This window comes from Corallococcus sp. EGB (assembly GCF_019968905.1).
GTDB lineage: Bacteria > Myxococcota > Myxococcia > Myxococcales > Myxococcaceae > Corallococcus.
Map to the genome: position 1 here is coordinate 7,691,292 of NZ_CP079946.1, position 23,750 is coordinate 7,715,041.

General features: G+C 70.3%; 21 protein-coding genes. 8 read left to right on the forward strand and 13 right to left on the reverse strand.

The features are described 5' to 3' along the window. Positions 1–129 precede the first annotated feature (129 nt). The 6 genes from KYK13_RS31185 to KYK13_RS31210 all read right to left on the reverse strand — a co-directional run bounded on the left by KYK13_RS31185 (position 130) and on the right by KYK13_RS31210 (position 7,364). On the reverse strand, positions 130–819 hold the full coding sequence (locus KYK13_RS31185; protein WP_223637166.1) for a hypothetical protein: 690 nt from the start codon (positions 817–819) through the stop codon (positions 130–132). Positions 820–989: 170 nt separating this feature from the next. Then, complete coding sequence (locus KYK13_RS31190; protein WP_223637169.1) at positions 990–2,081, reverse strand: TrkA family potassium uptake protein; 1,092 nt, start codon at positions 2,079–2,081, stop codon at positions 990–992. Positions 2,082–2,093: 12 nt separating this feature from the next. Further along, positions 2,094–3,299, reverse strand: a complete 1,206-nt coding sequence (locus tag KYK13_RS31195) for a twin-arginine translocase subunit TatC (protein ID WP_223637171.1) — start codon at positions 3,297–3,299, stop codon at positions 2,094–2,096. Positions 3,300–3,338: 39 nt separating this feature from the next. Beyond that, positions 3,339–3,824, reverse strand: coding sequence for a Sec-independent protein translocase protein TatB (tatB, locus tag KYK13_RS31200; protein ID WP_223637174.1), 486 nt, complete (start codon positions 3,822–3,824; stop codon positions 3,339–3,341). A gap of 141 nt (positions 3,825–3,965) precedes the next feature. After that, on the reverse strand, positions 3,966–5,273 hold the full coding sequence (locus KYK13_RS31205; RefSeq protein WP_223637176.1) for an MFS transporter: 1,308 nt from the start codon (positions 5,271–5,273) through the stop codon (positions 3,966–3,968). A gap of 27 nt (positions 5,274–5,300) precedes the next feature. Next, a complete protein-coding gene (locus KYK13_RS31210) occupies positions 5,301–7,364 on the reverse strand; it encodes a methyl-accepting chemotaxis protein (RefSeq protein WP_223637178.1) in 2,064 nt (687 codons plus the stop codon). Positions 7,365–7,455: 91 nt separating this feature from the next. Here KYK13_RS31210 and KYK13_RS31215 point away from each other — a divergent pair, with 91 nt between their 5' ends. Then, positions 7,456–8,502: a histone deacetylase gene (locus KYK13_RS31215; RefSeq protein ID WP_223637181.1), complete on the forward strand. Its 1,047-nt coding sequence runs from the start codon at positions 7,456–7,458 to the stop codon at positions 8,500–8,502. 7 nt (positions 8,503–8,509) lie between these two features. Here the strand turns inward: KYK13_RS31215 and KYK13_RS31220 are convergent, their stop codons facing one another. Next, complete coding sequence (locus KYK13_RS31220; protein ID WP_223637183.1) at positions 8,510–10,042, reverse strand: FAD-dependent oxidoreductase; 1,533 nt, start codon at positions 10,040–10,042, stop codon at positions 8,510–8,512. Between the two features lie 217 nt (positions 10,043–10,259). Between KYK13_RS31220 and KYK13_RS31225 the strand changes: the two genes are divergently transcribed. Continuing rightward, positions 10,260–10,679 (forward strand): helix-turn-helix domain-containing protein, encoded by a 420-nt coding sequence (locus tag KYK13_RS31225; RefSeq protein ID WP_223637185.1) that lies wholly within the window; start codon positions 10,260–10,262, stop codon positions 10,677–10,679. An 11-nt stretch (positions 10,680–10,690) separates the two neighbouring features. Here KYK13_RS31225 and KYK13_RS31230 read toward each other — a convergent pair whose 3' ends face one another. The 4 genes from KYK13_RS31230 to KYK13_RS31245 all read right to left on the reverse strand — a co-directional run bounded on the left by KYK13_RS31230 (position 10,691) and on the right by KYK13_RS31245 (position 14,334). Continuing rightward, positions 10,691–11,314 (reverse strand): hypothetical protein, encoded by a 624-nt coding sequence (locus KYK13_RS31230; RefSeq protein WP_223637187.1) that lies wholly within the window; start codon positions 11,312–11,314, stop codon positions 10,691–10,693. Between the two features lie 84 nt (positions 11,315–11,398). Further along, positions 11,399–11,554: a hypothetical protein gene (locus tag KYK13_RS31235; RefSeq protein ID WP_223637198.1), complete on the reverse strand. Its 156-nt coding sequence runs from the start codon at positions 11,552–11,554 to the stop codon at positions 11,399–11,401. Between the two features lie 90 nt (positions 11,555–11,644). Next, positions 11,645–13,567: a S8 family peptidase gene (locus KYK13_RS31240; protein ID WP_223637201.1), complete on the reverse strand. Its 1,923-nt coding sequence runs from the start codon at positions 13,565–13,567 to the stop codon at positions 11,645–11,647. Positions 13,568–13,680: 113 nt separating this feature from the next. Further along, positions 13,681–14,334, reverse strand: a complete 654-nt coding sequence (locus KYK13_RS31245; protein WP_223637204.1) for a glutathione S-transferase family protein — start codon at positions 14,332–14,334, stop codon at positions 13,681–13,683. Positions 14,335–14,596: 262 nt separating this feature from the next. On the opposite strand from KYK13_RS31245, the gene KYK13_RS31250 reads away from it, so the two are divergent. The 6 genes from KYK13_RS31250 to KYK13_RS31275 all read left to right on the forward strand — a co-directional run bounded on the left by KYK13_RS31250 (position 14,597) and on the right by KYK13_RS31275 (position 21,057). Continuing rightward, entirely contained in the window at positions 14,597–15,502 is a 906-nt protein-coding gene (locus KYK13_RS31250) for a DUF6310 domain-containing protein (RefSeq protein ID WP_223637207.1), read from the forward strand. Between the two features lies 1 nt (position 15,503). Beyond that, positions 15,504–16,256: a DUF5953 family protein gene (locus tag KYK13_RS31255; protein WP_370645196.1), complete on the forward strand. Its 753-nt coding sequence runs from the start codon at positions 15,504–15,506 to the stop codon at positions 16,254–16,256. A gap of 75 nt (positions 16,257–16,331) precedes the next feature. After that, positions 16,332–17,990: an arylsulfatase gene (locus tag KYK13_RS31260; protein ID WP_223637210.1), complete on the forward strand. Its 1,659-nt coding sequence runs from the start codon at positions 16,332–16,334 to the stop codon at positions 17,988–17,990. A gap of 121 nt (positions 17,991–18,111) precedes the next feature. Further along, positions 18,112–19,113, forward strand: coding sequence for a formylglycine-generating enzyme family protein (locus KYK13_RS31265; protein ID WP_223637213.1), 1,002 nt, complete (start codon positions 18,112–18,114; stop codon positions 19,111–19,113). 57 nt (positions 19,114–19,170) lie between these two features. After that, the gene (locus KYK13_RS31270) at positions 19,171–20,499 is read left to right on the forward strand and encodes a DUF2254 domain-containing protein (protein WP_223637215.1); all 1,329 of its coding nucleotides are present in this window, start codon (positions 19,171–19,173) and stop codon (positions 20,497–20,499) included. Between the two features lie 87 nt (positions 20,500–20,586). Beyond that, the gene (locus KYK13_RS31275) at positions 20,587–21,057 is read left to right on the forward strand and encodes an MgtC/SapB family protein (protein WP_223637217.1); all 471 of its coding nucleotides are present in this window, start codon (positions 20,587–20,589) and stop codon (positions 21,055–21,057) included. A 3-nt stretch (positions 21,058–21,060) separates the two neighbouring features. On the opposite strand, the gene KYK13_RS31280 is transcribed toward KYK13_RS31275, so the two are convergent. Continuing rightward, entirely contained in the window at positions 21,061–22,317 is a 1,257-nt protein-coding gene (locus KYK13_RS31280; protein WP_223637219.1) for a threonine/serine exporter ThrE family protein, read from the reverse strand. Then, positions 22,314–23,750 carry a hypothetical protein gene (locus tag KYK13_RS31285; RefSeq protein WP_223637221.1) on the reverse strand — a complete coding sequence of 479 codons (1,437 nt, stop codon included), beginning with the start codon at positions 23,748–23,750 and terminating at the stop codon, positions 22,314–22,316. The genes KYK13_RS31280 and KYK13_RS31285 overlap by 4 nt, the downstream gene beginning before the upstream one ends.

Sequence of the window (23,750 nt, forward strand, 5' to 3'; positions counted from 1 at the left end):
ACTGCCCCCGCTTGAACCCAAGTGCTTGATGTCCTTGGAGAAGCGCCAGGCGCGGAGGGACGGACCGGGCCCCGTCCCTGGTGACTGGAGTCACCGCTCGCGAACAGCGGTCACCAGCCGCGCTGCGCCCTACTTCGAGCGGCGGGACGTCGTCTTTCGGCGTCCGGCCCGCGAGGGCGTCGCGGCCTTCTTCGCGGCCCGGGCCTTCTTGGCAACGGCCTTCTTCACCGGCGCGGCCTTCTTCTCGGCCCGGGGCTGCTTCGCGGCCACGGCCTTCTTCATGCGCTTCGAGGGCCCCTGCTTCTTCAGCGAGGCCGCGGTCTGCTCCGCGAGGCCCTTCTCCAACGCGGGAGGCTTCCGCGCGCCCTTCTTGCCCGCGGGCTCGCGCGTCGGAGCTCCTTCGCGATTCACCTCCACGGTCCTCCCGGAGAACGCATTCCAGCTCTCCAGCGCCCGCGTCCAGCGCGACAGCAGCTCCTCACGCACGCCCGCATCAGGCAGCCCCTCCGCGTGCAGCGCCACGGTGACGCCATGCACCGACGGCAACACCCGCAGCTGCACGGTGCGCGCGCGGGGCCACTCGTCACGCTCCAGGCGCAGGCGGAGCTGCTTGGGCGGAACCTGACGCACCACCTGGACGCGCGTCCCGTCCGCGAGCTCGGCCTGCGCACCTTCCGTCAGCGCCTGGGAGCACGCCCCCAACCACCGCACCAGCCCCGTGGCTTCGCCCCAGGCGGCCCACGCCATCTCCGAGCCCACCGCGAACGAGCGCCGCGCCCCAGCCTGATATCCACCCTCCGCTGTCCGACCCGTCGACATAGACGCCCCTGTCTGCCTGCGCTGGTTCTACAAACCCGAGAGGAAACGATGCGCCCTCGTCTGACGGGCCAGCCGTGCTCGGAAACCCTGCTGGTGGCGGCGTGTGGTGGCGAAGCAGGAGCCCCCCGCGTGCGGCGAGTCGCCGCAGGCCGCGCGCCGGCGCGGGCCGCTCACCCCGTGGGGCGGTAGCCCGGCATGAGGAAGTTGTCGTGGTCCGCGTACGCCGGCGCGTCCGCCTCGCCGGTGAAGGCGCGCAGAGCGCAGTACTCCGGATAGGACGCCTGGACCGTGAGCTGGTCCCCCACCTGGAGCACCACGTCTCCGTTCGGGTGCAGCGTCTCCTCGTCCCCGCGGATGAGCGACAGGGCCAGCCCGCCGAAGCGGTCTCGGACCTGGGAGATGTTCATCCCTGGCAGCCCTTCCCGCACCTCGAACAGCGACACCACCATCAGGTGCTTGCCAATCCGGAAGGAGTGGATGAGCCGCGGGTCCAGCGCCGCCATCGCCATGGCGGGTGCGGCCAGCGAGGAGCTGGACAGGGCCTCCGCCTTGAACGTGTCACGCACCTTCGCGCCCAGGTCGTCGTCGAACAGGCGGATGACCACGCGGATGCCGGGGTTCTGCCGCCGAGCGTCCAGCGCGATGTTCAGGTTCGCCAGGTCGTCGTCCGTGGCGCACACGATGGCGGAGGCCTTCTTCACGTTCGTGCGCGGCAGGCACAGCGGGCTGCGCGTGTCGTCGATGAGCAGCGGCACGTTCTCGTCGCGCAGCGCGGAGACGAACGTCGCGTCCTCGCGCTTCTCCACGACGATGACGTCCTTGCCCATCTCCAGGAGCTGCGTCACCACGCGGTAGCCCACGCGTCCCGCGCCGCACACCACGACGTGGCCCTTCATCGTTTCAGACACCACGGAGACCCACTCCTTGTCGTTCTTGTGCCGCGCGAAGAAGAGGTACGCGAAGCGCACCACGCCATCCACCACCAGCGCGATGCTGATGGGCGGGATGAGGATGTTCAGGCTCTCCACCAGCCAGTCGCTCACGTAGGGCAGCGAGGGCTGGCCGAAGAGCAGGAAGTAGACGTGGTGCAGCGCCTCGCCATAGGAGACGTGCTCGCCGCTCGCCCCCACGTAGCGCCAGTGGTACGCGGCCGGCCCCAGGCCGAAGATGGCCACCGCCAGCAGCAACGTGCTGCGGAACCTGCGCGACAGCGCGCGCAGGTAGCGCAGGTCCATCAGAAAGCGCGCGGCAGGGCTCTTCATGCGCGCCGGAGTCTACGCCGCCGGGGTGATGTCCGTGGAGGCCTCCGCCTTCCCACGGCGCTTCTCGATGAGCCACACCGCCAGCACGCCCAGCTCGTAGCAGAGCAGCATGGGGCCGGCCATGAGCGACAGGTTCACCACGTCACCCGTGGGCGTCAGCACCGCCGCCGCGATGAGGCACACCACGAACGCGTGGCGCTGGTAGCGGAAGAGCCACCGCGACTGCACCACCCCGACGATGCCCAGCAGCGCCATCACCAGCGGCAACTCGAAGATGACGCCGAAGGCGAGGATGAGCAGCAGCACCAGCGACAGCTGCTCGTCCATGGTCAGCATGGGCCGCGTCCAGCGCGCGGCCTCGGACTCCGCGTGGCCCCGGGCCAGCTCCTTCTGGAGCCGCCACATGTTGGCCATCTCCTCCGCGCGCGTGGGCGCCACCCCCGCGAGCAGGCTCGCCGCCTGGTCCATGGCGGTCTCCGACGCGACGTAGTCCTGCTTGCCGAAGGCCGTCACCGCCTCCACGCGCTTCTCCACCGCCTGGCGCAGCACGCCGCGCGCGGGCACGCCCAGCCCGTCCGACGCCGCGTCCAGGAGGTCGCCCAGGCCCTTGAGCCGGGCCGTCAGCTCCACGCTCTTCGCGGAGGCCACCTGCGGGTCCAGCACCTGACCGTCACCCGCGGCGGTGAGCGCGGCGCTGGTCTCCTTGGCCAGGTGGCCGGCGCGCTCCACTTCGCCAATGCGCAGGAAGCGCAGCGCGTCCTCGGCGCCCAGGCGCGCCGCCTCCACGCGCTGCTCCAGGGCGATGGTCTCCTCCTCGTTGAGGAGGAACTTGAACATGTTGGGCAGCACCAGGAAGTAGCAGAACAGCGCGCCCACGATGAACGCGACGGAGCCCAGCACCACGAAGGGCGAGGCGTACTTGCGCTCCTCCGGGTAGAGCCCCGGCGACACGAAGCCCCAGATCTGCCAGAGGATGACGGGCGTGGTGAGGAAGATGCCGCAGTACACGCCCACCTTCATCAGCACGTTGATTTCTTCGATGCCGGATGTGTAGACGAGCGACCGCCCGTCCGGGGGCAGCGCGTCCAGCACCGGCCGCATCAACACGCCGAAGATGGGCTTGGCGAACACCAGCGACACGGCGCCCAGCACGAGCACCGCGAGCGAACACTTGATGAGCCGCGAGCGGAGCTCCGTGAGGTGCTCCGACAGGCTCATGCGCAAATCCGACAGGTCAACCCCTTGGCGGTTCAGGGCTCAGCTCCGTTTCGGCGCGTTGCGCGCCACCGTGCCCGGGATGGGGGCGAGTTGCGGAATCCCGTTCTCGTCCTGCGCCGGCGCGGCCCCCGTCTCCGCCGAAGCCTGCGGCGGACCGGCGACAGGGGCCTCCGCGGCGGCCTCGGAGGGCGCGGGAACGTTCGCCGGGTCCACCGTCGCGATGAGCGCGGGCGCGGGCTCGGCGAGCACGTTGGCCGGGGCAGCGTCCGGGAGGGTGGACGGGGCCAGCTCCGGCGGCGGGGACGGCACGCGCGTGCCCGGACGCGGCGGGGGTTCGCGCTCGAACTCCTGGTCCATGGCGTAGAACTCGCGCTCCACCACGTTGCGGACGTCGTCCGTCTGCCGGCGGAACTCGCGCATGAACTTGCCAATGGCCCGCGCCAGCTCAGGCAGCCGCTGGGGGCCGAGCACGATCAGCGCGGCCACCAGGATGAACACCATTTCGCCTGCGCCGATGTTGAACATGGGTGGTCTTCTTCCCCTTGGAGGGAATGCCCCGGCGTTATCGCGCCCACCGGCGGCCCGCGCAACCGTCAGCGACCATCCAGCGTCCGTCCGGCCATGCGTCCGGGAGGCGGGCGGCCGTGCCTGGGGCACATTGCCCCATCAGCCGTGGGGCTGGGCCTCCGCAGACAGCGGCGCCGCCAGCCCCTGGGCCGGGGGGACCGCCAGGGCCCGGGCCTGCTCACGCGAGCGCACCCGCCCCTCCACCACCCGCAACATGACGGGCACCCCCGCCGCCAGCCCGATGGACACCCAGGCGATGGTGTCCATACCGCCCAGCGTCCCGTCCGGCAGGTCCACCAGCAGGCGCGACGACAGGAAGGCCCCCAGCGCGGAGGCCATGTGCTGGGTGGCGGACTGCAGCGACATGAAGCGCGCGCGCACCGGGTTGTCCGGCACGCGCGAGGTGAGCGTGTTGTACGCCACGTTGCGCACGCCCATGGCCAGCATGAAGACCATGAACAGCGCGGGGATGGGCAGCCACGCGGGGTACGCCACGAAGCCCACGTAGGTGGTGACGGCCGCCAGCACCACGCCCACCGTGCCCACGCGGAAGGAGCCGAAGCGGTCCACCAGCGGCCCCGTCAGCCGCAGGGTGACGAAGCTCACGAGGCCGCCCGCGAAGTAGATGATCCACAGCCGGTCGCGCGGGTAGCCCAGGTTCTGCTGGAGGTAGGCGGAGATGTTGGGGATGACGATGAAGCTGCTCATCATCACCAGCGCCGTCATCAGGTAGGACAGCCGCACGTCGGGGTGGGAGAGCAGCGCCCCCATGCCCGGGGCCTTCGCCGCGCCGCCCCCGGGCTTCAGGTGCCCGCGCACCGGCGGCAGGAACCCCAGCGCGGCCCCCACCACCATCAGGCCCAGCGCCGCCACCACGAAGAAGGGCAGCCGCCAGCCGCCGGCCTCCGCCACCTTCAGCGCCAGGGGCACGCCCACCACGGAGGCCACGGAGAAGGCCGCCATCACCGCGCCCAGCGCCCGGCCCCGGCGCGCCACCGGGATGAGGTCCGCGATGATGGACAGGGACAGCGCCGTCGCCGGCCCGCCGAAGATGCCCGCGCACACCCGCGCGAGCAGCAGCGTGGACAGCCCCAGCGCCAGGCCCCCCGCCGCGGTGGCCGCGACGAGCCCCAGCATGCACACGGCCAGCGCCTTGCGCCGGTCGAAGCGGTCCAGGAAGTAGCCGCCCAGGAGCCCCGCCACGCTCGCGGCGGCGGTGTAGCTGCCGCCAATGGTCCCGATGTGCGAGGACTCGATGCCCAGCCCCTTCGCGAAGTCCGGGCCCAGCGGCATCACCATCACGAAGTCGAGGATGTTGACGAACTGCACCGCGCCGATGAGCAGCACCACGGCGCGCTCGGAGACGGGACGGGAGGAGGCGGCGGCGGATTCGGGCGACTCGGGCATGGAGGCCTTCGGGGGACGGCTTGGGCGTCAGACGCGGAAGCGGCGGACCTCCGCCCGGAGGATCTCCGCCTGGCGCGTGAGGTTGTCGATGGCCTCTTCCAACTGGCGCACCGAGCGCGTCTGGTGCTCGGACACGCCCTTGATGGTCTCCACCGCCTTGAGCACCTGCTCGCTGCCCTTGGTCTGTTCCTTCTGGGCGCGGTTCAGGTGGGTGACCATCTCGTTGATGCTTTCGATGGAGCGGGTGATCTGCTTGCTGCCGTGCGCCTGCTCCTGGCTGGAGCGCTGCACGTGCTGGGTGAGCGTCTTCATCCGCTCCGCGCTCTTCATGATCTGCTCGCCGCCCCGGGCCTGTTCATTGGAGGCCTGGGAGATCATCGACACGGTGGCGGAGATGCGGTGGATGGCGGCCGTCACCTGCTTGCTGCCGCGCGCCTGCTCCACGGTGGCGCGGGCAATGGCCTTCACCATCTGCGTGGACTTCTGGGTGCTGTCGTTGATCTTCCGCAGGGCGCCTTCCGCCTCGCGGCCCAGCTGCACGCCCTCCTCCACGCTCTTGACGCCCTGGTTCATCACCACCACGGCGTTGCGGCTCTCCTCCTGCACGCCGCGGATGAGCTCGGCGATCTCCTTGGTGGACGCGCCGGTGCGCTCGGCCAGGTCCTTGATCTCCTCCGCCACCACCGCGAAGCCCTTGCCGTGCTCGCCCGCCTGCGCCGCGATGATGGCGGCGTTGAGGGCCAGGAGGTTCGTCTGCTCCGCCACGTCGTCGATGACGTTGAGGATGTTGCCAATCTCGCTGATGCGCCGGCCCAGGCTGTCGATGACGCCCGCGGCGGTGCGGCTGGTCTCCTTGATGCGGTCGATGCCGGAGAGCGTCTTGCGCAGGGCCTCCACGCCGGTCTGCGCGTCCTCGAAGACCTGCTCGGACAGGCGGGCCGTCTCGTTGGCGTTGGCGTCGACCTGGCCGATGGCGGCGTCCATCTGGCTGATGGCCGAGGACGTGTCCTCCGTGGACGCGGAGAGGTCCTCGATGTTCTTGGCCACCTCCTTGATGGAGTACGTCATCTCCTCGATGGCGCTGGTGGTCTCCTCCACGCTGGCGGCCATGGCCTGGACGTTCTCCGCCACCTCGTCGTTGGTGGCGGCCATCTCCATGATGGAGGAGCTGCTCTCCTCCGCGCTCTGGTAGAGGACCTCCACGTTCTCCGCGATGCCGCGCAGGCTGGCCATCATCTGCACCATGGAGGAGGACGTCTCCTCCACGCGGGCCTGCACGGTGCCCGCGCCGGAGGACACGGTGGTGCCGGTGCGGTGGATCTGCTCGATGACGCCGGCCACCACGTCGGACACGCCGCGCACGCGGCCCAGCGTGTCGCGCCAGGACTGCCCCATGCGGTTCAGGGCCTCCGCCAGCTGCCCCAGCTCGTCCTTGTTGTTGCGCACCTCCACGCGGCCGGTGAGGTCGGCCTCCGCCAGCTTGCGCGCCATGGACATCATCGCGTCCAGCGGATGGAGGATGAACGCGCGCGAGATGAGGAACGCCACCAGGAGGAAGAGCACCAGGCCCACGAGGAACGCCAGCAGCACCGTCTGGCGCAGCGCCTGGAGCACGCCCTCCAGCCTGGCTCCGTCCACCACCACCACGACCTCGCCGGGCACACCGCCCGCGAGCGAAACCGGTTCGGAGACCGCCCAGCCGCGATCCTCGAAAACCATTTCTTCCAGCTGCGGGAGGGGCCGCTGCTGGAGGCGCTCCTCCAGGCCCTTGCGGAACCAGGCGGGCGGGGGGGCGGGGAAGGTGGCGCGGGGCACCCCCTGGGCGTCCAGCACCGCCACGACGCTGAAGTCGTCATCCTGCAGGTAGAGCCCGTCCAGGTTGGGGACCGGCTGGGTGTTCGCCTGCTTTTCGACCAGGGCCTTCACCTCCTGGGCCTTGCCGTGGGCGTGCAGGGCCATGCGCTCCCTCAGGTGGTTGCCCACCTGGCGGGGGACGACGAAGTAGAGCGTCCCCAGGATGACGGCCAGCGCGAGTCCGAACGAACCCAGGAGGATGCCCCGGAGACCGGGTTTCTTGAGGCGATATGGCAAGGCCCGCGCACTGTAGGGAGGGTGGCCCGTCCAGGGCAAGGAACGGACCTCTCCGCCCGCCAGGGACGGACGCTGGGTTCCCGCGGGCTGGATGCGTAAGGTCCAGGGGATGACCGCGACGCTGCTGCTCACCGACCCGCTCTTCCTCCAGCATGACGCCGGTGAGGGCCACCCGGAGTCGCCCGCCCGGCTGCGGCGCATCCTCCAGGTGCTGGCGCGAAACCCCGTCGCGGGCACGGTGATGACCCACCCGCGCTCGGCCACGGACGCGGAGCTCCTGGCGGTGCACACCCGGGAGCACCTGGACGCGATGGAGCAACTGGGCGGCCGCTTCGAGCGCATCGACGAAGACACGGCGGTGTCGCCGGACAGCATCGACGCGGCACGGCTGGCGGCGGGGGCGGCGGTCCAGGCCGTGGAGGCGGTGATGGCGGGGCAGGCGAAGAACGCGTTCGCGCTGGTGCGTCCGCCGGGCCATCACGCGGAGCCGGGCCGGGCCATGGGCTTCTGCCTCTACAACAACGTCGCCATCGCGGCGGAGGCCGGCCGGCGGCTGGGGGCCGAGCGCGTGCTGGTGCTCGACTGGGACGTGCATCACGGCAACGGCACGCAGGCGGCGTTCTGGGGGCGCAGGGACGTGCTCTACCAGTCCGTGCACCAGTTCCCCTACTACCCGGGCAGCGGCGCGGCGCCGGAGGTGGGGCGCGGAGAGGGCCAGGGCTACACGGTGAACTGCGGCCTGCCCGGCGGCAACACGGACGCGGACTACGGGATGATCTTCGAGGAGCTGCTGCTCCCGGTGGCGCAGGCGTACCGGCCGGACCTGGTGCTGGTGTCCGCGGGGTTCGACCCGCACCGCGCGGATCCGATTGGCGGCATGGACGTCACCGAGCGCGGCTTCGCGGCGATGTGCACGGCGGTGCGCAAGCTGGCGGAGGAGGTCTCCGGCGGGAAGCTGGCGCTGGTGCTGGAGGGTGGCTACTCGCTGGAGGGGCTGTCGAACTCCGTGCACGCGTGCATCGAGGTGCTCGCGGGACGCGACGACAGCTTCGCGCCCGGTACCGTGAACGCGGACGCGAGGGCGGCGCTGGCCACGAGCCGCGAGGCGCTCAAGCCGTACTGGGCCAGCGTGCGCTGATGGCGGCTCAGGGGAGCCGAGACAGCAGGCTCTCCAGCTCGGCATTGAGGGCGCTCTCCGCGTTCACGACAGGTTCACTCCACCGCGCCGCCACCATGCCGTCCGGGCGCACGAGACAGGCGCCCACGTCCCCGACTCCATACGCGTGCTGCCAGCCGTGGACCTCGTGGACCCGCAGCGGCATGCGCCCCGTGAGTCTCCGGCCCGCAGCGCTCCACGCGTCACTTCCCGCGAGCAGGACGAAACCGTTGCCGAAGAGGTCCAGCGTCGACGTGCGATTCTCCAACCACACATGGGGCGCGCGCGTGCCGGGTTCGCCCGTGGGCACGAAGGTCTTCGGCAACGGCGGCCCGTCCCCGTAGCGATATCCGAGGGTGATGGCGTCGTCCTCGACGAACTCCGCGTCCGGTGGAAGTTCCTTCCCCTCCATCTTCAAAGCGAGCAACGCGGCCTGGTTCGCGGTGGCGGCGGCCACGGGCCTCCTCTCCGCATCGTATGTCTCGAGCAGGCCGGGGCCCGCGTGGCCGTTCAACACCGCGGCCAGCTTCCAGGCCAGGTTCGCCGCGTCGTGGATGCCGGTGTTGGCGCCAAAACCTCCCGTGGGCGGCATCTGGTGCGCGGCGTCTCCCACGAGGAAGACACGCCCTGCACCGAAACGCTCCGCGACGCGCTCCGCCGCCTCCCAGACGAACGTTCCATGGAGCGTAGGCCTCAGGTCGGGGATGCCCGTGACGGTGCGCAGCCGCTGCGTCCAGCGCGCCTCCGTGAAGTCCGCGGCCGTCTCCCGGGATACATCGAGCCGCGTCGCGTGGATCCACCGGTCCTTCACGTCCGACGCCACGATGACGCCGCCCACCTCCGGATGCGTGATCACCGCGAAGCCCAGCGGCACCTCCCGCTGCACCGGTGAGAGGTCGGCCTCGAAGAGCGTGGAGATGTTGTGGCCGAAGGAGCCCCGTCCGCGCCGGGCGATGCCCAGCGCCTCGCGCACCGGGCTGCGCACGCCGTCCGCGCCAATGAGATACGCCGCCTGCACGGTGGACACCGCCCCCGTCTCGCGGTCGAGCACCGTGGCCCGCACGCCCTCCGCGTCCTGGGTGAAGTCCTGGAGCTCATGCCGGAAGCGCACCTCCACGCCCTGGCGCCTCACGGCCTCCAGGAGGATGGGCTCCAGCCGGTCCTGCCCCAGGAAGACGAACGGGCACGGGCTGAGGTCCGTCCGCTGCGAGGACACCGCCTGCGTCCTCCACGAGTGCACCGGCCCCGCGAGCGTGACGGCCACCAGGTGCCCGATGACCGTGCCCTCGGGAACGGCCCCGGCCCGCTCCACCTCCTCCCTCGCGCAGGTGGACCGCAACAGCTCCACGGTGCGCACATGAAAGCCCCGGGCGCGGGGATGGAGTGACGTGCCCGGATGCTTCTCGATGACCAGCGCCCGCACGCCCTGGTGGGCGAGGAACAGCGCGGTCGACAACCCGACGAGGCCGCCGCCGATGATGAGCACGGGAACCTGGAGCGCCTGCGAGGAAGGGGCTTGCATGCCCTGGAACATAGAGCCAGGCCGCGGCACGGTCTCGGCGTAACAGGTGGCCCGAGCGGCGGTCCTCCATCAACTCTGGTTGCCCGGGATGTGGTTGGAGGAAGCAGCCGGAGCACTCGGGCCCCGAGCGAGCGTACCCGCGCGCTCCGCCGTCCATCCCACGGCTTCACGCATCACCGCGCACCTCCGGCTGGTGATGGAGGAGCTTGAAAGCGGAGTGCCCGCCAGCGACCCGGGCATGGGCGCGCTGGTGGACTCACTGCTCTACGGGCTCGTGCGCGGGAACTCGCCGGAGGTTGTGCACCGGCAGAGGGATGCACGGATCCAGCGGGCCCTGGAGCGCATCGCGGTGGACTACGCGGACGCCTTGCGCGTCGAGGACCTGGCGAAGGCCGCGGGCATGTGCCGCTACTCCTTCCTGCGCGCCTTCCGCGCCAGCATGGGCGAGAGCCCCTATCAGTATCTCCAGGGCTACCGGCTGGAGCGCGCGGCGGAGCAGTTGCGCGGAGGCAAGGCCGCGTCCGTGCTGGAGACCGCGCTCGAGTGCGGCTTCACGGACCCGGGCCGCTTCGCCCGGGCCTTCCGCGCACGCTTCGGCTGCGTCCCCCGCGAGTACCGCGCGCGCCACTCCGGGTGACGTGCGCGACCCTACCCGCCGGACTGGCGGCCCTCGATGGCGCACAGGAGCACCGCGGCGGCGATGCCCAGACGCCGGTCCAGCCGGCGCTGCGTGTCCACGGAGAAGTCCAGGTCGATCTTCTGGATGAACGGGTTGAAGTGCTGCCGGAAGCTGAAGACCTGCTCGCTGCCCAGCGTGCCGGTGAAGGTCTGCGGGAGGAGGTTGGTGAGGAAGCGCCGCACGAGCGCCAGCAGCATGCTGTCCTCCTCCACCTTCCCCACCTCCTGCCCGTCCACGTCCAGGATGAGCCAGGTGTCGCGCAGGATGGAGCTCAGGGCCTTGCGGCGCAGCGCGCCCACCCGCTCCCCCGTGGCCGCGTCGGTGACGTCGTAGGTGGCGCCGAAGTCCAGGATGTTGCGCGCCTGGATGGTGATCAGCTCCTCCTGCATGTCCTCGCCGCTGTAGATGCGCAGGTCCTCCTTCAACTTGAAGGCCTTCATCTTCGAGTAGAAGGCGACGTTGCCTGCCTCGTCGTAGATGTGGAACGCGCCGCCGAACAGCTTGAAGAACTTGCGGCGGATCATGTAGCGGGTCTGGCCAAAGCGACCGGAGGCCAGCTCACTCCGGGGACGGGTCTGGAGGGCGGTGGACATAGCCACCCTCCCTAGCGCGAAGCAGCGCGCGGGGCCAGGGGCCTACTTGATGCCCTGCTTCGCCTTCATCTCAGCCGCGGCCTTCTATGCGGTGGCATGGATGTTGTCGAACTGCGCGCGGTAGACGTCCGAGTGGCTCTTGCGCGTCTTCGGGTCCTTGCCCTCCAGCCACTTGCCGAACCGGTCCATCTCCTTGGACCCGCCCTTGTTCTGGATGCCGTTGTACTCAGCGCGCTCCATCCCTCCTGGGAGGGACTCCCAGGAGGGCGCGGCAGCAGCCCCACCGGACACGCCGCGCCATCCACGGCGTGTCCGGGTTTCACCCCTCCATCAGTAGCAGAGGTAGTTGTCGTTCCAGGCGTGGGGATCCGCGGCCTCGTGGATGAGCGTGCAGAGCTTTCCGGCGATGGGGCCGGACTGCGACCACGACAGCTGCAGCGGGCTGTTGGTGGGCACGCAGAGGTAGTTGTCATTCCACGTGTGCTCGGCGGGCTCGGCGTCTTCGTAGATCCGCGTGCAGTTCATGCCCGCGATGGGGCCCGCGCTGCTCCACTGGAAGCCGTAGTTCACCGTGGAGCACAGGAAGTTGTCGTTCCAGGTGTCGGGGTCCGCCGCCTCGTGCACCTGGGTGCAGTACCGGCCGGCCATGGGGCCGGACGAGGACCAGGCGATGTCCGGCATCATCTGGATGGCCTGGCGCAGGTTGGGCAACCGGCCGATGTTGCGCGCATCCGCCGCCTGCGCGGTGCCCGTGGACGCCAGCAGGCCGCGCACGTAGCGGGGGTCGAGCGCGCCCGAGCCGCGAGCACGCGCCACGCCCTGGAGGCTCAGCGCCGAGCCGGTGACGATGGGCGACGCGCTAGAGGTGCCGCTGAAGGTGCCCGTGTAGTACTGGTCCTCGCCGTACGCGAAGCCGAAGAGGTCGCCGTAGCCCATGGACGCCACGCTCTCACCCCAGCCGTGCACGTCCACGCGCGAGCCGAAGTTCGTCCAGCACATGGGCACGCGCGTGGTGGCGGTGCTGGCGCCCACCACGATGGCGCCCGAGTCGCGCACGTTGCGGTTGAAGGCGCCGCCGTACGCGGCCTCGTCCAGGTTGGCGCTGCCGTTGCCCGCCGCCTCCACCACGGTGACGCCGTTGGCGGTGGCCGTGGCGATGGCGTCGTAGTTGGCCTGCCAGTACTCCATCGCGATGTAGTTGCACTGGCTCTGGTTGCAGGTACAGGGCGTGCTGTCCGCGGGGCCCTGGGCGTGCAGCTCGATGAGGATGACGCCGCCCCGCCCCACGGCCGCCGCCGCGTTGGCGATGGCCGCGGCGGTGCCCTGCGAGGCCGCGGACACGCCCACCGTCGCGCCGTGCGCGATGCCCGTCACGCCGTAGCCGTTGGCCGTGCCCACGATTTCGCCCAGCACCGCGGTGCCGTGGTTGCGCCAGCTCAAGTCGTTGTACTGCGCGCCCAGCTGCGTGAAGAGGTCCGGCATGTCCTCGTGGGTGGTGCGCCAGCCACCCTCGATGTCGACGAAGCGGATGCCCGCGCCGTTGCCGCCGGCCACGCCCCACGCATAGCGCGCGTCCACGCCGCTGGGAGCCGCGTTGAGGTAGCCCTGGTTGCCTTCGTACAGCGGCGTCGTGGGCGCGATGTCCGCGGCGGCGAGCAGGCTCCGCAGCGCGGCATCCATGCCGAAGTTCACCATCGCCGGTTCGGCGGGAGGCTCCGCGTAGGCGATCTCCACGCTGTCCAGCGCGTTGAGCGAGGCGATGACCTCCGCCACGCGCTCCGCGGTGGTCCCGGGCACGAGCGGGACTTCGTAGTAGAGGTCGAGGTCCGCCAACTGGCGGCCACTCCCGGATTCGCCCAGGGTCTTGCGGAGCGCCAGCGCGGACTCGTCCTCCGTGAAGAGACGGCGGAGCGCGGCGGCGCGGGGCGCGCGCTCCAGCAGGGCCTGCGCGGCCTTCACGTCACTGGCGAGGCGGGCCTCGGAGAGGCCCTGTCCGGCGAGCCGCGAGCGCTCGGACTCGGAGCGCTCCGCCGCGAGCGGGCGCAGCGTGTCGCCGCGCAGGCGCACGCGGCTGCCTTCCTGGAACTTCACCACCAGGCGCTCCACGGGCGTGCCCGACGGCAGCGCCCTCTGGAGCCGCTTGTCGGCGGCGACCCGGGGCAGCGGCGCCTGAGACGCGGCGAAGGCGGTGGTGCACAAGGTCAGCCCGGCGAGCGCGCCCGTCAGGCGGGAGGCGAAGTGCGAAGAGGTCATCCGGTTCTCTCGGTGTGGAAGGAAACCTGCGCGACGGAGGCGCCAGGCCTCCGCTGCACACTCACCCTAGAATGCCGGTCTGACATGGAATACAGCTAAAGCAATGTTGAGTTTCAGGCCTCGCGCCGCTCGTGCTGCTGGAACGCAGCCATCTGCGCGGCCAGTGCGCGCTGGAACGCGGGCCGCGCCTCACAGCGTTCCTTGTAGGCCTTGAGCGCGGGGTGCGCGTCGAGCACATCCGTGTGCCGCAGGAGGCGCAGCACCGTGGTCATCATCAGGTCGCCCACGGTGAAGCGGTCCTCCAGGAACTCGCGGTTGCCCAGCCAGGTGGCCAGCTCCCCCAGGCGGTGGTGGATGCGCGCCACCACGTCCGGCCGGTGGAGCTTCGCCCACTCGGCCTCCGGGACGAACAGGTCGATTTCCGCGAGCTGCTGGAGGTAGATTTCAATGGAGTTCAGCGCCGCGAACGTCCACGTGAGCGCACGCGCACGGCCCGCATCGTCCGGGGGCAGCAGCGCTTCGCTCTTCGATGCGATGTGGAACACGATGGCGCCCGACTCGAAGAGCGTCAGGCCCTCCTCCTGGTACACCGGCACCTGCCCGAAGGGCTGCTGCGCGCGGTACTCCGCGGACTTCTGAACCTGCGGGCCGATGAGCCGCACCTCGTAGGGCAGGCCTGCCTCCTCCAGCGCCCACCGCACCCGGAGGTCTCGGACCACGCCCTGCGCGAACGGCGGTACCCACTTGAAAGCACTGATGGTGATCATGCGCGGCAGCCTCCCGCGCCGGCAGCACGCATGACCAGCGTCATCCATGACGCATGTCGACCTCGGAGCGCCGGGCTTCGCCTGGAGGGATGGAGCGGGCAGACGTTCGTGTTCGTCCCCGACTGATGCCCCGGACGCACGGATGCGTGAACTGCCGCGGCACCTGCCACATCCAGTGACCGGGGACGACCCGCGGGGGCCCGTGAATTGAGTGCCACGGCGGATATGGTCCGAGGGTTTCCTTCCTCGAAAGACCGTGGCCATGCAGCGTCGAGTCGCCCTCGCGCTTCTGCTCCTTCTCTCCGCTTGTGCCGGTTCGACGCAGGTGCCGAGTTCGTCGGGCAGGGCCCAACGCATCGCCAACCTCCAGCGGGCCGCGAAGCTGCCCTGGACGGATGAAGGGCGGTGTGTCGTCCGGGAGGCTTCCGAACCCTGGGCCGTGGTGGTGGAGCGCTGCTTTCCGGCGCTGGATACCGACCGGGTCCGGTTTCACGACACCTCGGGACGGTGCACGGTGGCCTCCGCGGACGCGGCGGCCCTGGGGCTGGGCGTCTGCATCCTGGCGGCGCCCGAAATCGCCGTGGGCGCGGTGATCGTCGTCGGCGTGGTGGTGGTCGGCTTTGCCATCAAGGAGGCGCTGGACGCATATGAGTTCCGCCAGCTGTATCCAGGGGAGGTGACGTCGACGGTTGGGACGCGGACAGCGCCTCGGGAGACGATGGCGAAACGAAAGCCCCAGCCGGAACCGTCAGGCCTGGACTTGTTTCCCCCCGTGCCTGGCGAGCCCGCCGAGAGTGGGCGGAGGCCGGAGTGCAAGGCCCGCCGGGTCCCACATCTTGGTGGTAACACCCTGCATAACCAATGTGCCGACCGGATTCCTCGGAACACCTTTTCCGGGTGGGATGCACTCGTCGATGGCAAGAACTTCGATGGGCTTCAAGGCGCGACGCGCACGCTGTGGGAGGTCAAGACCAACGACATCGAGAGCTACAGCCCGTTCGTTCGCCGAGCCGAGCTTCAGAAGCAGGTCGAAGAGGCGAAACGTGAGCGCGCTCTCGCGGAAGCTTGCGGCTACCAGTTTGCGATAGGTGTCCGCACCGAGGCCCACAAGAAGCTCCTCGAGATACTGCTGCCTGACTTCAACATCGTTCTCATGACGTGGTGCTGAAATGGCCTTCATGCACACCCCACTGACCGTGCGCATCCATGCGCCTGCCATGACAGGTGCCGACAGCCGCCCCCTGAAGATGGTTCTTGGCGTGGAACGTGCGCTTTCCGGCACACGCCTGGAGTGGACGGTTTCCGATGCCCAGCAGCTCGTTCGGATTGCCCAACGAGACACATGGCTCGGCATGGCCCGGAGCGGGGGTGGCTTTCAGCTTGTCTGCAACAACGATGAGAGCCGCCCCGTGACGCTCTTCGGAGTAGCCGCACCTGGAAGCCTGGGGCCCGGGGGGCATGCGTTGCTCGAAGTCCACGCTGAACTTCCGCTGGTGGCATCCGGTGTGGCTCTGGACCTGATGGAGAACATCGCGGAAGCGGCCAACGGATACTGGGGGCATGCGACGCCATTCGACGCGGCCGTCGAAATCTCCCGGCAGGTCCGGGACCCGGTACGCAAGCCGGGTTCCCCCCCGCGTGGACTGCCAGCACTCAAGCTCACGGAGCACCTCCTTTCTCCAGAGATTCCCCAGCACCTCGGGTGGCTGAACTACTGGTCGGACGCCGCCGCACGGGTCATCGGGTTCCCGGATCCGGCTCGCGACGCGGCGCTGCTGTCGCGCTCGCGGCGCACCCCGTCTGGCGGATGGGTGGTCCCGCTCACGGAGGCCCCGCTCGACTACGACAACCCCGAGCACATCGAAGCGCTCCGGCGGGCCTACGAGCGCTTCCCCGTGATTGGGGGACGCGCTTCCCCATGAGTGCCCGTCCCTCCCCGCCTCCGGGACGATGCCCGTACCTCCTCCTGGACGCACCTCGTGTCCAGGAGGTTGCGAATGGCAAGCAAGGCGAAGCCCTCGGGCAACGGTCACGGCAAGCAGGCGAAGCAGCAGCCCAACATCCTGGTCATCTGGGGAGATGACATCGGCTTCTGGAACATCAGCGCCTACAACCAGGGGATGATGGGCTACCGCACGCCCAACATCGACCGCATCGCGAAGGAAGGCGCGATGATGACGGACTGCTACGGCCAGCAGAGCTGCACCGCGGGCCGCGCGGCGTTCATCACCGGCATGAACCCGCTTCGCACGGGGCTCACCACCATCGGAATGCCCGGGGCGAAGTACGGCCTGCAGGACTCCGACCCCACCATCGCGGAGATGCTCAAGCCGCTGGGCTACACCTGTGGCCAGTTCGGCAAGAACCACCTGGGCGACTCGAATCCCTATCTGCCCACCGTGCACGGCTTCGACGAGTTCTTCGGCAACCTCTATCACCTGAACGCGGAGAACGAGCCGGAGTGCCCGGACTACCCCAAGGACCCGGCCTTCAAGGAACGCTTCGGTCCGCGCGGCGTGCTGCACAGCTGGGCCACCGCGCGCAACGACCCCACCGAGGACGAGCGCTGGGGCGTGGTGGGCAAGCAGCGCATCGAGGACACCGGCCCCCTCACCACGAAGCGCATGGAGACGGTGGACGGCGAGTTCCTCCAGGGCTCACTGGACTTCATGGAGCGCGCGGTGAACGAGGGCAAGCCGTTCTTCCTCTGGCACAACACCACGCGCACGCACGTCTGGACGTTCCTCCAGAAGAAGTACCAGAACGCCACGGGCTACGGCCTCTATGCGGACGCGATGCGGGAGCTGGACGACATCGTCGGCGTGCTGCTCGCGAAGCTGGATGAACTGGGCATCGCGGAGAACACGGTGGTGGTGTTCTCCACCGACAACGGCGTGGAGAAGATGGGGTGGCCGGACGGCGGCAACAGCCCGTTCCGCGGGGAGAAGGGCTCCACGTGGGAGGGCGGCGTGCGGGTGCCGTGCGTGGTGCGCTGGCCAGGCGTGGTGGAGCCTGGACGCGTCATCAACGACATCTTCGCGCACGAGGACTGGATGCCCACGCTGGTGGCGGCGGCGGGCGGCCCCACGGACCTGGTGGACAAGTGCAAGCGCGGCTACAAGGTCGGGAGCAAGACCTTCCGGGTCTACCTGGACGGGTATGACCAACGGGGGCTGCTGTCGGGCAGGGAGGAGGGCCGCCGGCACGAGTTCGTCTACGTGCTCGACAGCGGCGACCTCGCGGCGGTCCGCTACAACAACTGGAAGATCATCTTCAGCTACCAGGACGGCGAGGGCCCGGACATGTGGTTCAGCGGCAAGCGCTTCAACCCGGCGTGGCCGTACCTCATCAACCTGCGCTCGGACCCGTTCGAGTATGGGCCCCACTCCGGCCTGTACACGTCCTGGTACGGCGAGCGCATGTTCACGTTCGTCCCGGCGCAGATGCTGGTGAAGCAGTTCGCGGAGAGCCTCATCGACTACCCGCCCAGCCAGGCCCCGGGCAGCCTGAGCATCGGGCCGCTGAAGGAGCGCGTGAAACAGAAGATGGCGGAGGCGCGAAAGCAGAAGCAGGAGCCCAGCGTCGGCGACCAGGTCATGTCCCTGGCCAACGAGGTGGAGCAGTTCATCCACCGCTTCCAGCAGTCCCATCAGTAGCTGCCGGCTCCGCCGGGCGGTGGAGCCGCCATCTCTCCACTGCCCGACACCCACCCCGGTCCCAGGTGCGAGTGTCATTCCCCGCGCCGGGCCGGATGTTCTCCACCGGAGGCATCACGCCATGCACCGGAACGACAGCCACGACGCCACTCCTGACGCGGGGCCCACCGAAACCGCCGCGCGTCCCGGACGCGCTCCCTTTCCAGACATGGTGTGGATCCCCGGTGGCACGTACTGGATGGGCTCCGACCATCACTATCCCGAAGAGGCGCCCGCGCATCAGGTCACCGTCTCCGGCTTCTGGATGGACCGCTTCACCGTGACGAACGAACAGTTCGCCCGCTTCGTCGAGGCCACCGGCTACGTCACCGTCGCCCAGCGTCCCCTCAATCCCTCGGACTACCCCGGCGCCACGCCGGAGTCGCTCGTTCCCGGCTCGCTCGTCTTCCAGAAGCCCCAGGGGCCCGTGGACCTGGGCAACGTGGCCCACTGGTGGGGCTATGTCCCCGACGCCTGCTGGAAGCACCCGGAGGGCCGCCGCTCCTCCGTGAAGCACCGGCTGGACCACCCCGTCGTCCACGTCGCCTTCGAGGACGCGGAGGCCTACGCCACCTGGTCCGGGAAGACGCTCCCCACCGAGGCTGAATGGGAGCGCGCCGCGCGCGGAGGCCTGGACCGCAACGAGTTCTGCTGGGGCAATGACTTCACGCCGAACGGCGAACACCAGGCCAATACCTGGCAGGGCTACTTTCCCTGGCAGAACCTGCGCGAGGACGGCCACGAGGGCACCTGCCCTGTCGGCACCTTCCCTCCCAATGGCTACGGCCTCCACGAGATGGCCGGCAACGTCTGGGAATGGACCACCGACTGGTATCAGGACCGCCACCCGGGCCATCACGGCAAGACCTGCTGCATCCCCGTCAACCCGCGCGGCCCCGCCACCGCGCAGGGCAGCCAGGACCCCGCCACTCCCGCCGTCTCCATCCCGCGCCGCGTCCTCAAGGGCGGCAGCCACCTGTGCGCGCCCAACTACTGCCGCCGCTACCGGCCCGCGGCGCGCTCACCCCAGGCCGTGGACAGCGGCGCCAGCCACATCGGCTTCCGCTGCATCGTGCGCCCGTAGCGCCGTTGGAGAGCAGCCGCACGCGCGAGGGAACGGAGGCGGGAGGGGGTGACGCGGATGAGAGCTCGGGATCGCCCCTCGCTCCGTTGGTGGCTGCGGCACCGGCTGTGGATTCCGCCCGTCATGGGGGCCGTCCTGGGAGCAGCCCTCGGCCTCCTCTTCGTGATGCCCTCCCCGCTCGAGGTCCGGGTGCTGAGAGGGGTGGGCTGGAACGCCACGGCCGCCGAGGCCCGGACGATGCTGTCGGCGGTGCTGGGCGTCGCGCTGACGTCGCTGAGCATCGTGCTGTCGCTGTCCATGCTCGTGGTGCAGAGCGCGGCGGGGCAGTATTCGCCGCGCCTGCTGCGTCTGTATCTCCACAGCGCGGGCATCCGCATCGTCCTCCCGGTGTTCGTCGCCACCAGCGTCTTCTGCCTGGTGGCGACCCAGGCCTTCGGCTTCGTCCCGGATGTCGAGCGCGCACCGCGCCCGGCGCTGGGGCTGGCCATGCTGCTGCTCGTCCTCTGTGAAGGCGCGCTCATCTTCCAGGTGCTCCAGACCCTCCAGTTGATGCGGGTGGAGAACCTGATCCGGAAGGTGCGTCAGGACACGCTGGACACCGCGCGGACGCTCGAGCGACTCCGGTCGGAAGACAGCAGGGGCCCTCCTCCCTCCCATGCTCGCGACGCGGGACAGGCCCGCCCGCTGCGTGCCCCAGGGAGCGGCTTCATCGTCTGCGTCGACGCGAAGGCCCTGCTGGAGGTGGCGACAGCGAACCGGTTCGTCGTCCACCTGGAGCGGGCCGTGGGTGAACCGGTCGTTCAAGGAGAGGACGTGGGCTGGGTGGAGGCGGAGACGCGCGAAGCGCATGACGGGCCCGTGTGGCAGACCATCCACCTGGACCACTGGCGGGACGCGGACCGGGACATCGCCCTGGGGGTGCGCCAGCTGGTGGACGTGGCCATCAAGGCGCTCTCTCCGGGAATCAATGACCCGTACACCGCGGTGGAGGCGGTGGACCAGCTGACCTTCCTGCTGTGCGAGCTGAGCCGGATGCAGCTGGGCCCTCGCGTGCTCGCGGATGACGCCGGGACCCCGCGCGTGTTCCTGCGCGGTCCCGCGCCGCGGGACCTCCTGACGTTGGCCACGGACCAGATCCTCCGCTATGGCGCCGCCGAACCCGCCGTGGTGCTCCGCCTCCTGCGCCTGGCCGCCGCCGTGGCGCTGCGCGCGAGGGAGGCGGAGGACCGGCACGCGGCGCGCGGGTGGCTCCGCCGCATCCTGGCCGTGGCGGAGCCAGCGCGGCCGGAGGCTGCCGGGGACTCCCTGCTTCGCCGCCACGCGGAGGCACTGGAGCAGGCGCTCGACGGCGGGCCCTGGCCGCCGCTCCCGGCGATTGGCTTCTGACCTTCTCGCGTCCCTGCCTGAAGGTGCATTGCGGCCGCAGGGACGGAGGAACACCTTCGAGGCGTGGGTACGGGCGAGGAGCCTGAGATGGCAGCGGCGCTCGGAGAGGGGGACGTGCTCGTTCGGCTGCTGGTGGCAGGGGTCTCCGGCATGGTCCTGGGCCTCCCCTATCGCAAGCGGCCAGGTGGCGTGCGGACGCACTACCTGGTGACGCTGGGCGCCGCGCTCTTCTGCACCTCCGCCGCGAACCTGCTGGCCGCCCCCGCGGAGATGCTGCGCATCATCCAGGGGGTCGCGTCCGGCATCGGCTTCGTCGGGGCCGCGAGCGTCCTCAAGAAGGGGAGCGCCATCTTCGGCATCACCACGGCCGCATCCATCTGGACCGCCGCGGCGGTGGGATGCGAGGCCGCGCTGGGCGCCCCCCTGCGCGCCGCCTGGGTCGCGCCGACCATCGCCCTCACCAGCCATCTGGTGGGGCTGCTCGAGCGCCGGGTCTTCCGCCGCAGACGGGTCATGGTCCTGGAGGAGCCGGGCCGCGCCCCGAAGAGACGAGGCTGACGCTCATCCGGGAGGAGCGGACGCACCGCGCTCCACGGGGACGCGCGGCGGCACCACCACCGTGGCGAACACCACCCCCAGCATCAGCTGGAGCGCCACCAGCAGCACGTTGAACAGCCGGGCGTTGTTCGCGCCCCCCACGCCCAGCAGCGCGACGATGGCCTCCGTGCCGATGAAGCCCGGCGCCAGCTGCAACATCCCGGGCATGATGACCGTCATCGGCATCCGGCCCTTCCCGCGCCCGTAGAGCAGCCCCGCCACTCCCAGCACGAACGCCGCCACCATCGGGCTGCCCCGCTCCCCCAGGAGCGCCTTGGTCACCGCCTGCGTCTCGTAGGCGAGCAGCACCCCGCCGACGATCCACCCCACGTCGCGCGTCCGCCCCGCCATGCACACCGACAGCGCCACGCCCCCCACCGCCACCAGGAGGAACGTCACGAGCGGCGGCAACGCATGCGGCGCCGCATGCGGCGGCAGCGGCCAGAAGAGGCTCCACAGCGTCCCCGCCGCCGCGATGCCCACGCCCAGCATCACGAAGCGCAAGAGGCCGTACATCAGCCGGGGCACGCCCGCCTCCACCGACTCCAGGGCCAGCTCCAGCGAGCCCAGCGTCACCACCATCGCGGGCACCAACAACGTCGCCCCCCCGAAAAGCGCCCGCACCGCGTTGAACGGCGGAAGGAAGAGCGTGAACCCGAACGCCACCAGCGACCCGAGGAACGCGGCGAGGAAGCTCTTCTGCAGGTCCACCCGCTGCGAGTGCATCGTGCCGAAGTGGATGGCGCCCGCGACGACGCCCACGAAGAACGCCACGAGCATCTCCAGCCACGCCCCGCCCACCCGCGCCGTCACCGCCGCGCCGTACACCCCATAGGCCGCATACACGAGCCACTCCGGGTAGGGCGCGCGCGAGGCCTCGATGCGGTCCAACTCCGCGCGGGCTTCGGGCAGGCGCAGGCGGCCCTCCGGGATGGCGTCCGCCAGCCGCAGCAGCGCCGAGGCCCGGCCCAGGTTCCAGTGGGGATTGAACGGCAGCCGCGCGAAGACCACGTGGGAGCGCTTCGGGAGCACCACCTCCGTCATCGCCAGGCTCTGGAGCGTGAAGACCTCCACGTCCAGGCCCCACGCCTTCGCCGCACGCCGCACGCGCTCCTCCACCAGGAGCGACGGCTGGTAGGCCAGGTGCAGCGCCTTCGCCAGCTCCAGCAGGAAGGCGGAGGCCTCCCCCTCGTCCATCGCGGTGTCTTCAGCGCGCGTCATGGAGACTCCGTGGTGGCAGCGGGTTCCTCGCAGGAGCCGCTGGAGGTCCGCGTGTCCGCGAAGGAGAAGCTGGCGCCCAGGAGCAGGGTGGCCTGCAGGTAGTGGACGTCATAGGTGCGCGCGGGCGCGGACAGGCCCAGCTGCTGGAGCGAGTCCGACAGCTGCTCGGTCTGCTTGCTCCCCCACGCCACGTTGCCGCCCAGCGTGAAGCGCGAGCGGCCCACGAGGAAGTGGATGCCCGAGGCCACGTGGAACAGGTCCCAGCCCCCGAGCAGCGCGTTCGTCTCCGGCGTCCCCGCCAACGCGCTGAAGTCCGTGTGCCCGCTCAGATACACCCGCACCCGGTCCCCCAGCTTCTGCTCGACGCCCAGCGCTCCGTTCAACACCGCCTTGAGCGCGAAGGCGTAGTCCCCGTTGATGGACTCCGTGGAGCCGCGCGGCACGATGGGCGCCGTGGCCACCAGGGTGAGGGATGCGACGCGCGCGTAGCCCTCCGCGGACGCGTACACCGTGGTCGACGGACCGAAGCTCCGGCTGGCCCCGAGCGCCGCGGACCAGGAGTTGCGGAAGTGCACCGGCAGGCCCTCCTGGAAGTTGAACACGGGCGCGGGCGCGTTCGTGTCCAGGCCCTGGGACTGCACGGCGCGCTCGAACCCCACCGAGCCCCGGCCCCAGACCGCCAGACTCGGCGTCGTCACGGTGCCCCCCAGGGCCCAGGGGCCGTGCTGGTAGCTGGCGCCCACCTTCAACAACAGGCGGACGTGGTTGAGCTCCAGGTCGCGGCCCAGCGTCGCCAGCAGCCGCTGACCGGCCACACCGGAGCCCTCGGCGAGCGTCTGGAAGTTCAGCTGGTGGTGCCGGATCGCGACGAACGGGCTCACGCCCAGGCCCAGGTGCTCGGTGACGGGCAGGGCCCACGAGAGCCCCGTCCAGACCTCGGTCACGGACTGATTCAGGCGCACGTCCGTGGACAGCAGGTCCAGGCCCTGCACGCCGGCCAGGTCCGTGCCCGTCCGCGTGCCGCGCGCCTGAAGGTTGTAGGAGAAGCCCTGGCGCGTGAGCAGCGAATAGGCCAGCCGGGACCTCCCCAGGAACCCGAAGCGCAGCGAGCCCGCGAGCAACGACGGCAGCACGTCGAAGTTCGAGTCGGCCAGGCCCCTCCCCTCGCCCAGCCCGTTCTTCACGTTCAGGCGCACGTACTCGAACACGGTGCCGGTGAGCTCCAGCTCCGGCGCGCCCAGGAGCGCGAGCGCGCCGGGGTTGTAATAGACGGCGCTGATGTCCTTCGGGTTGCCCACGAAGGAGCCCCCCAGCAGCCAGGCCCGGTTGCCGAACTGGCGCGTGGTGTAGTGCGCGTCCTGCGCCAGCGCCGTCGCGGACACGAGCAGGCCCAGCACCACGCCCCACGGGACCCGGGATGCGATGGGCGGCAT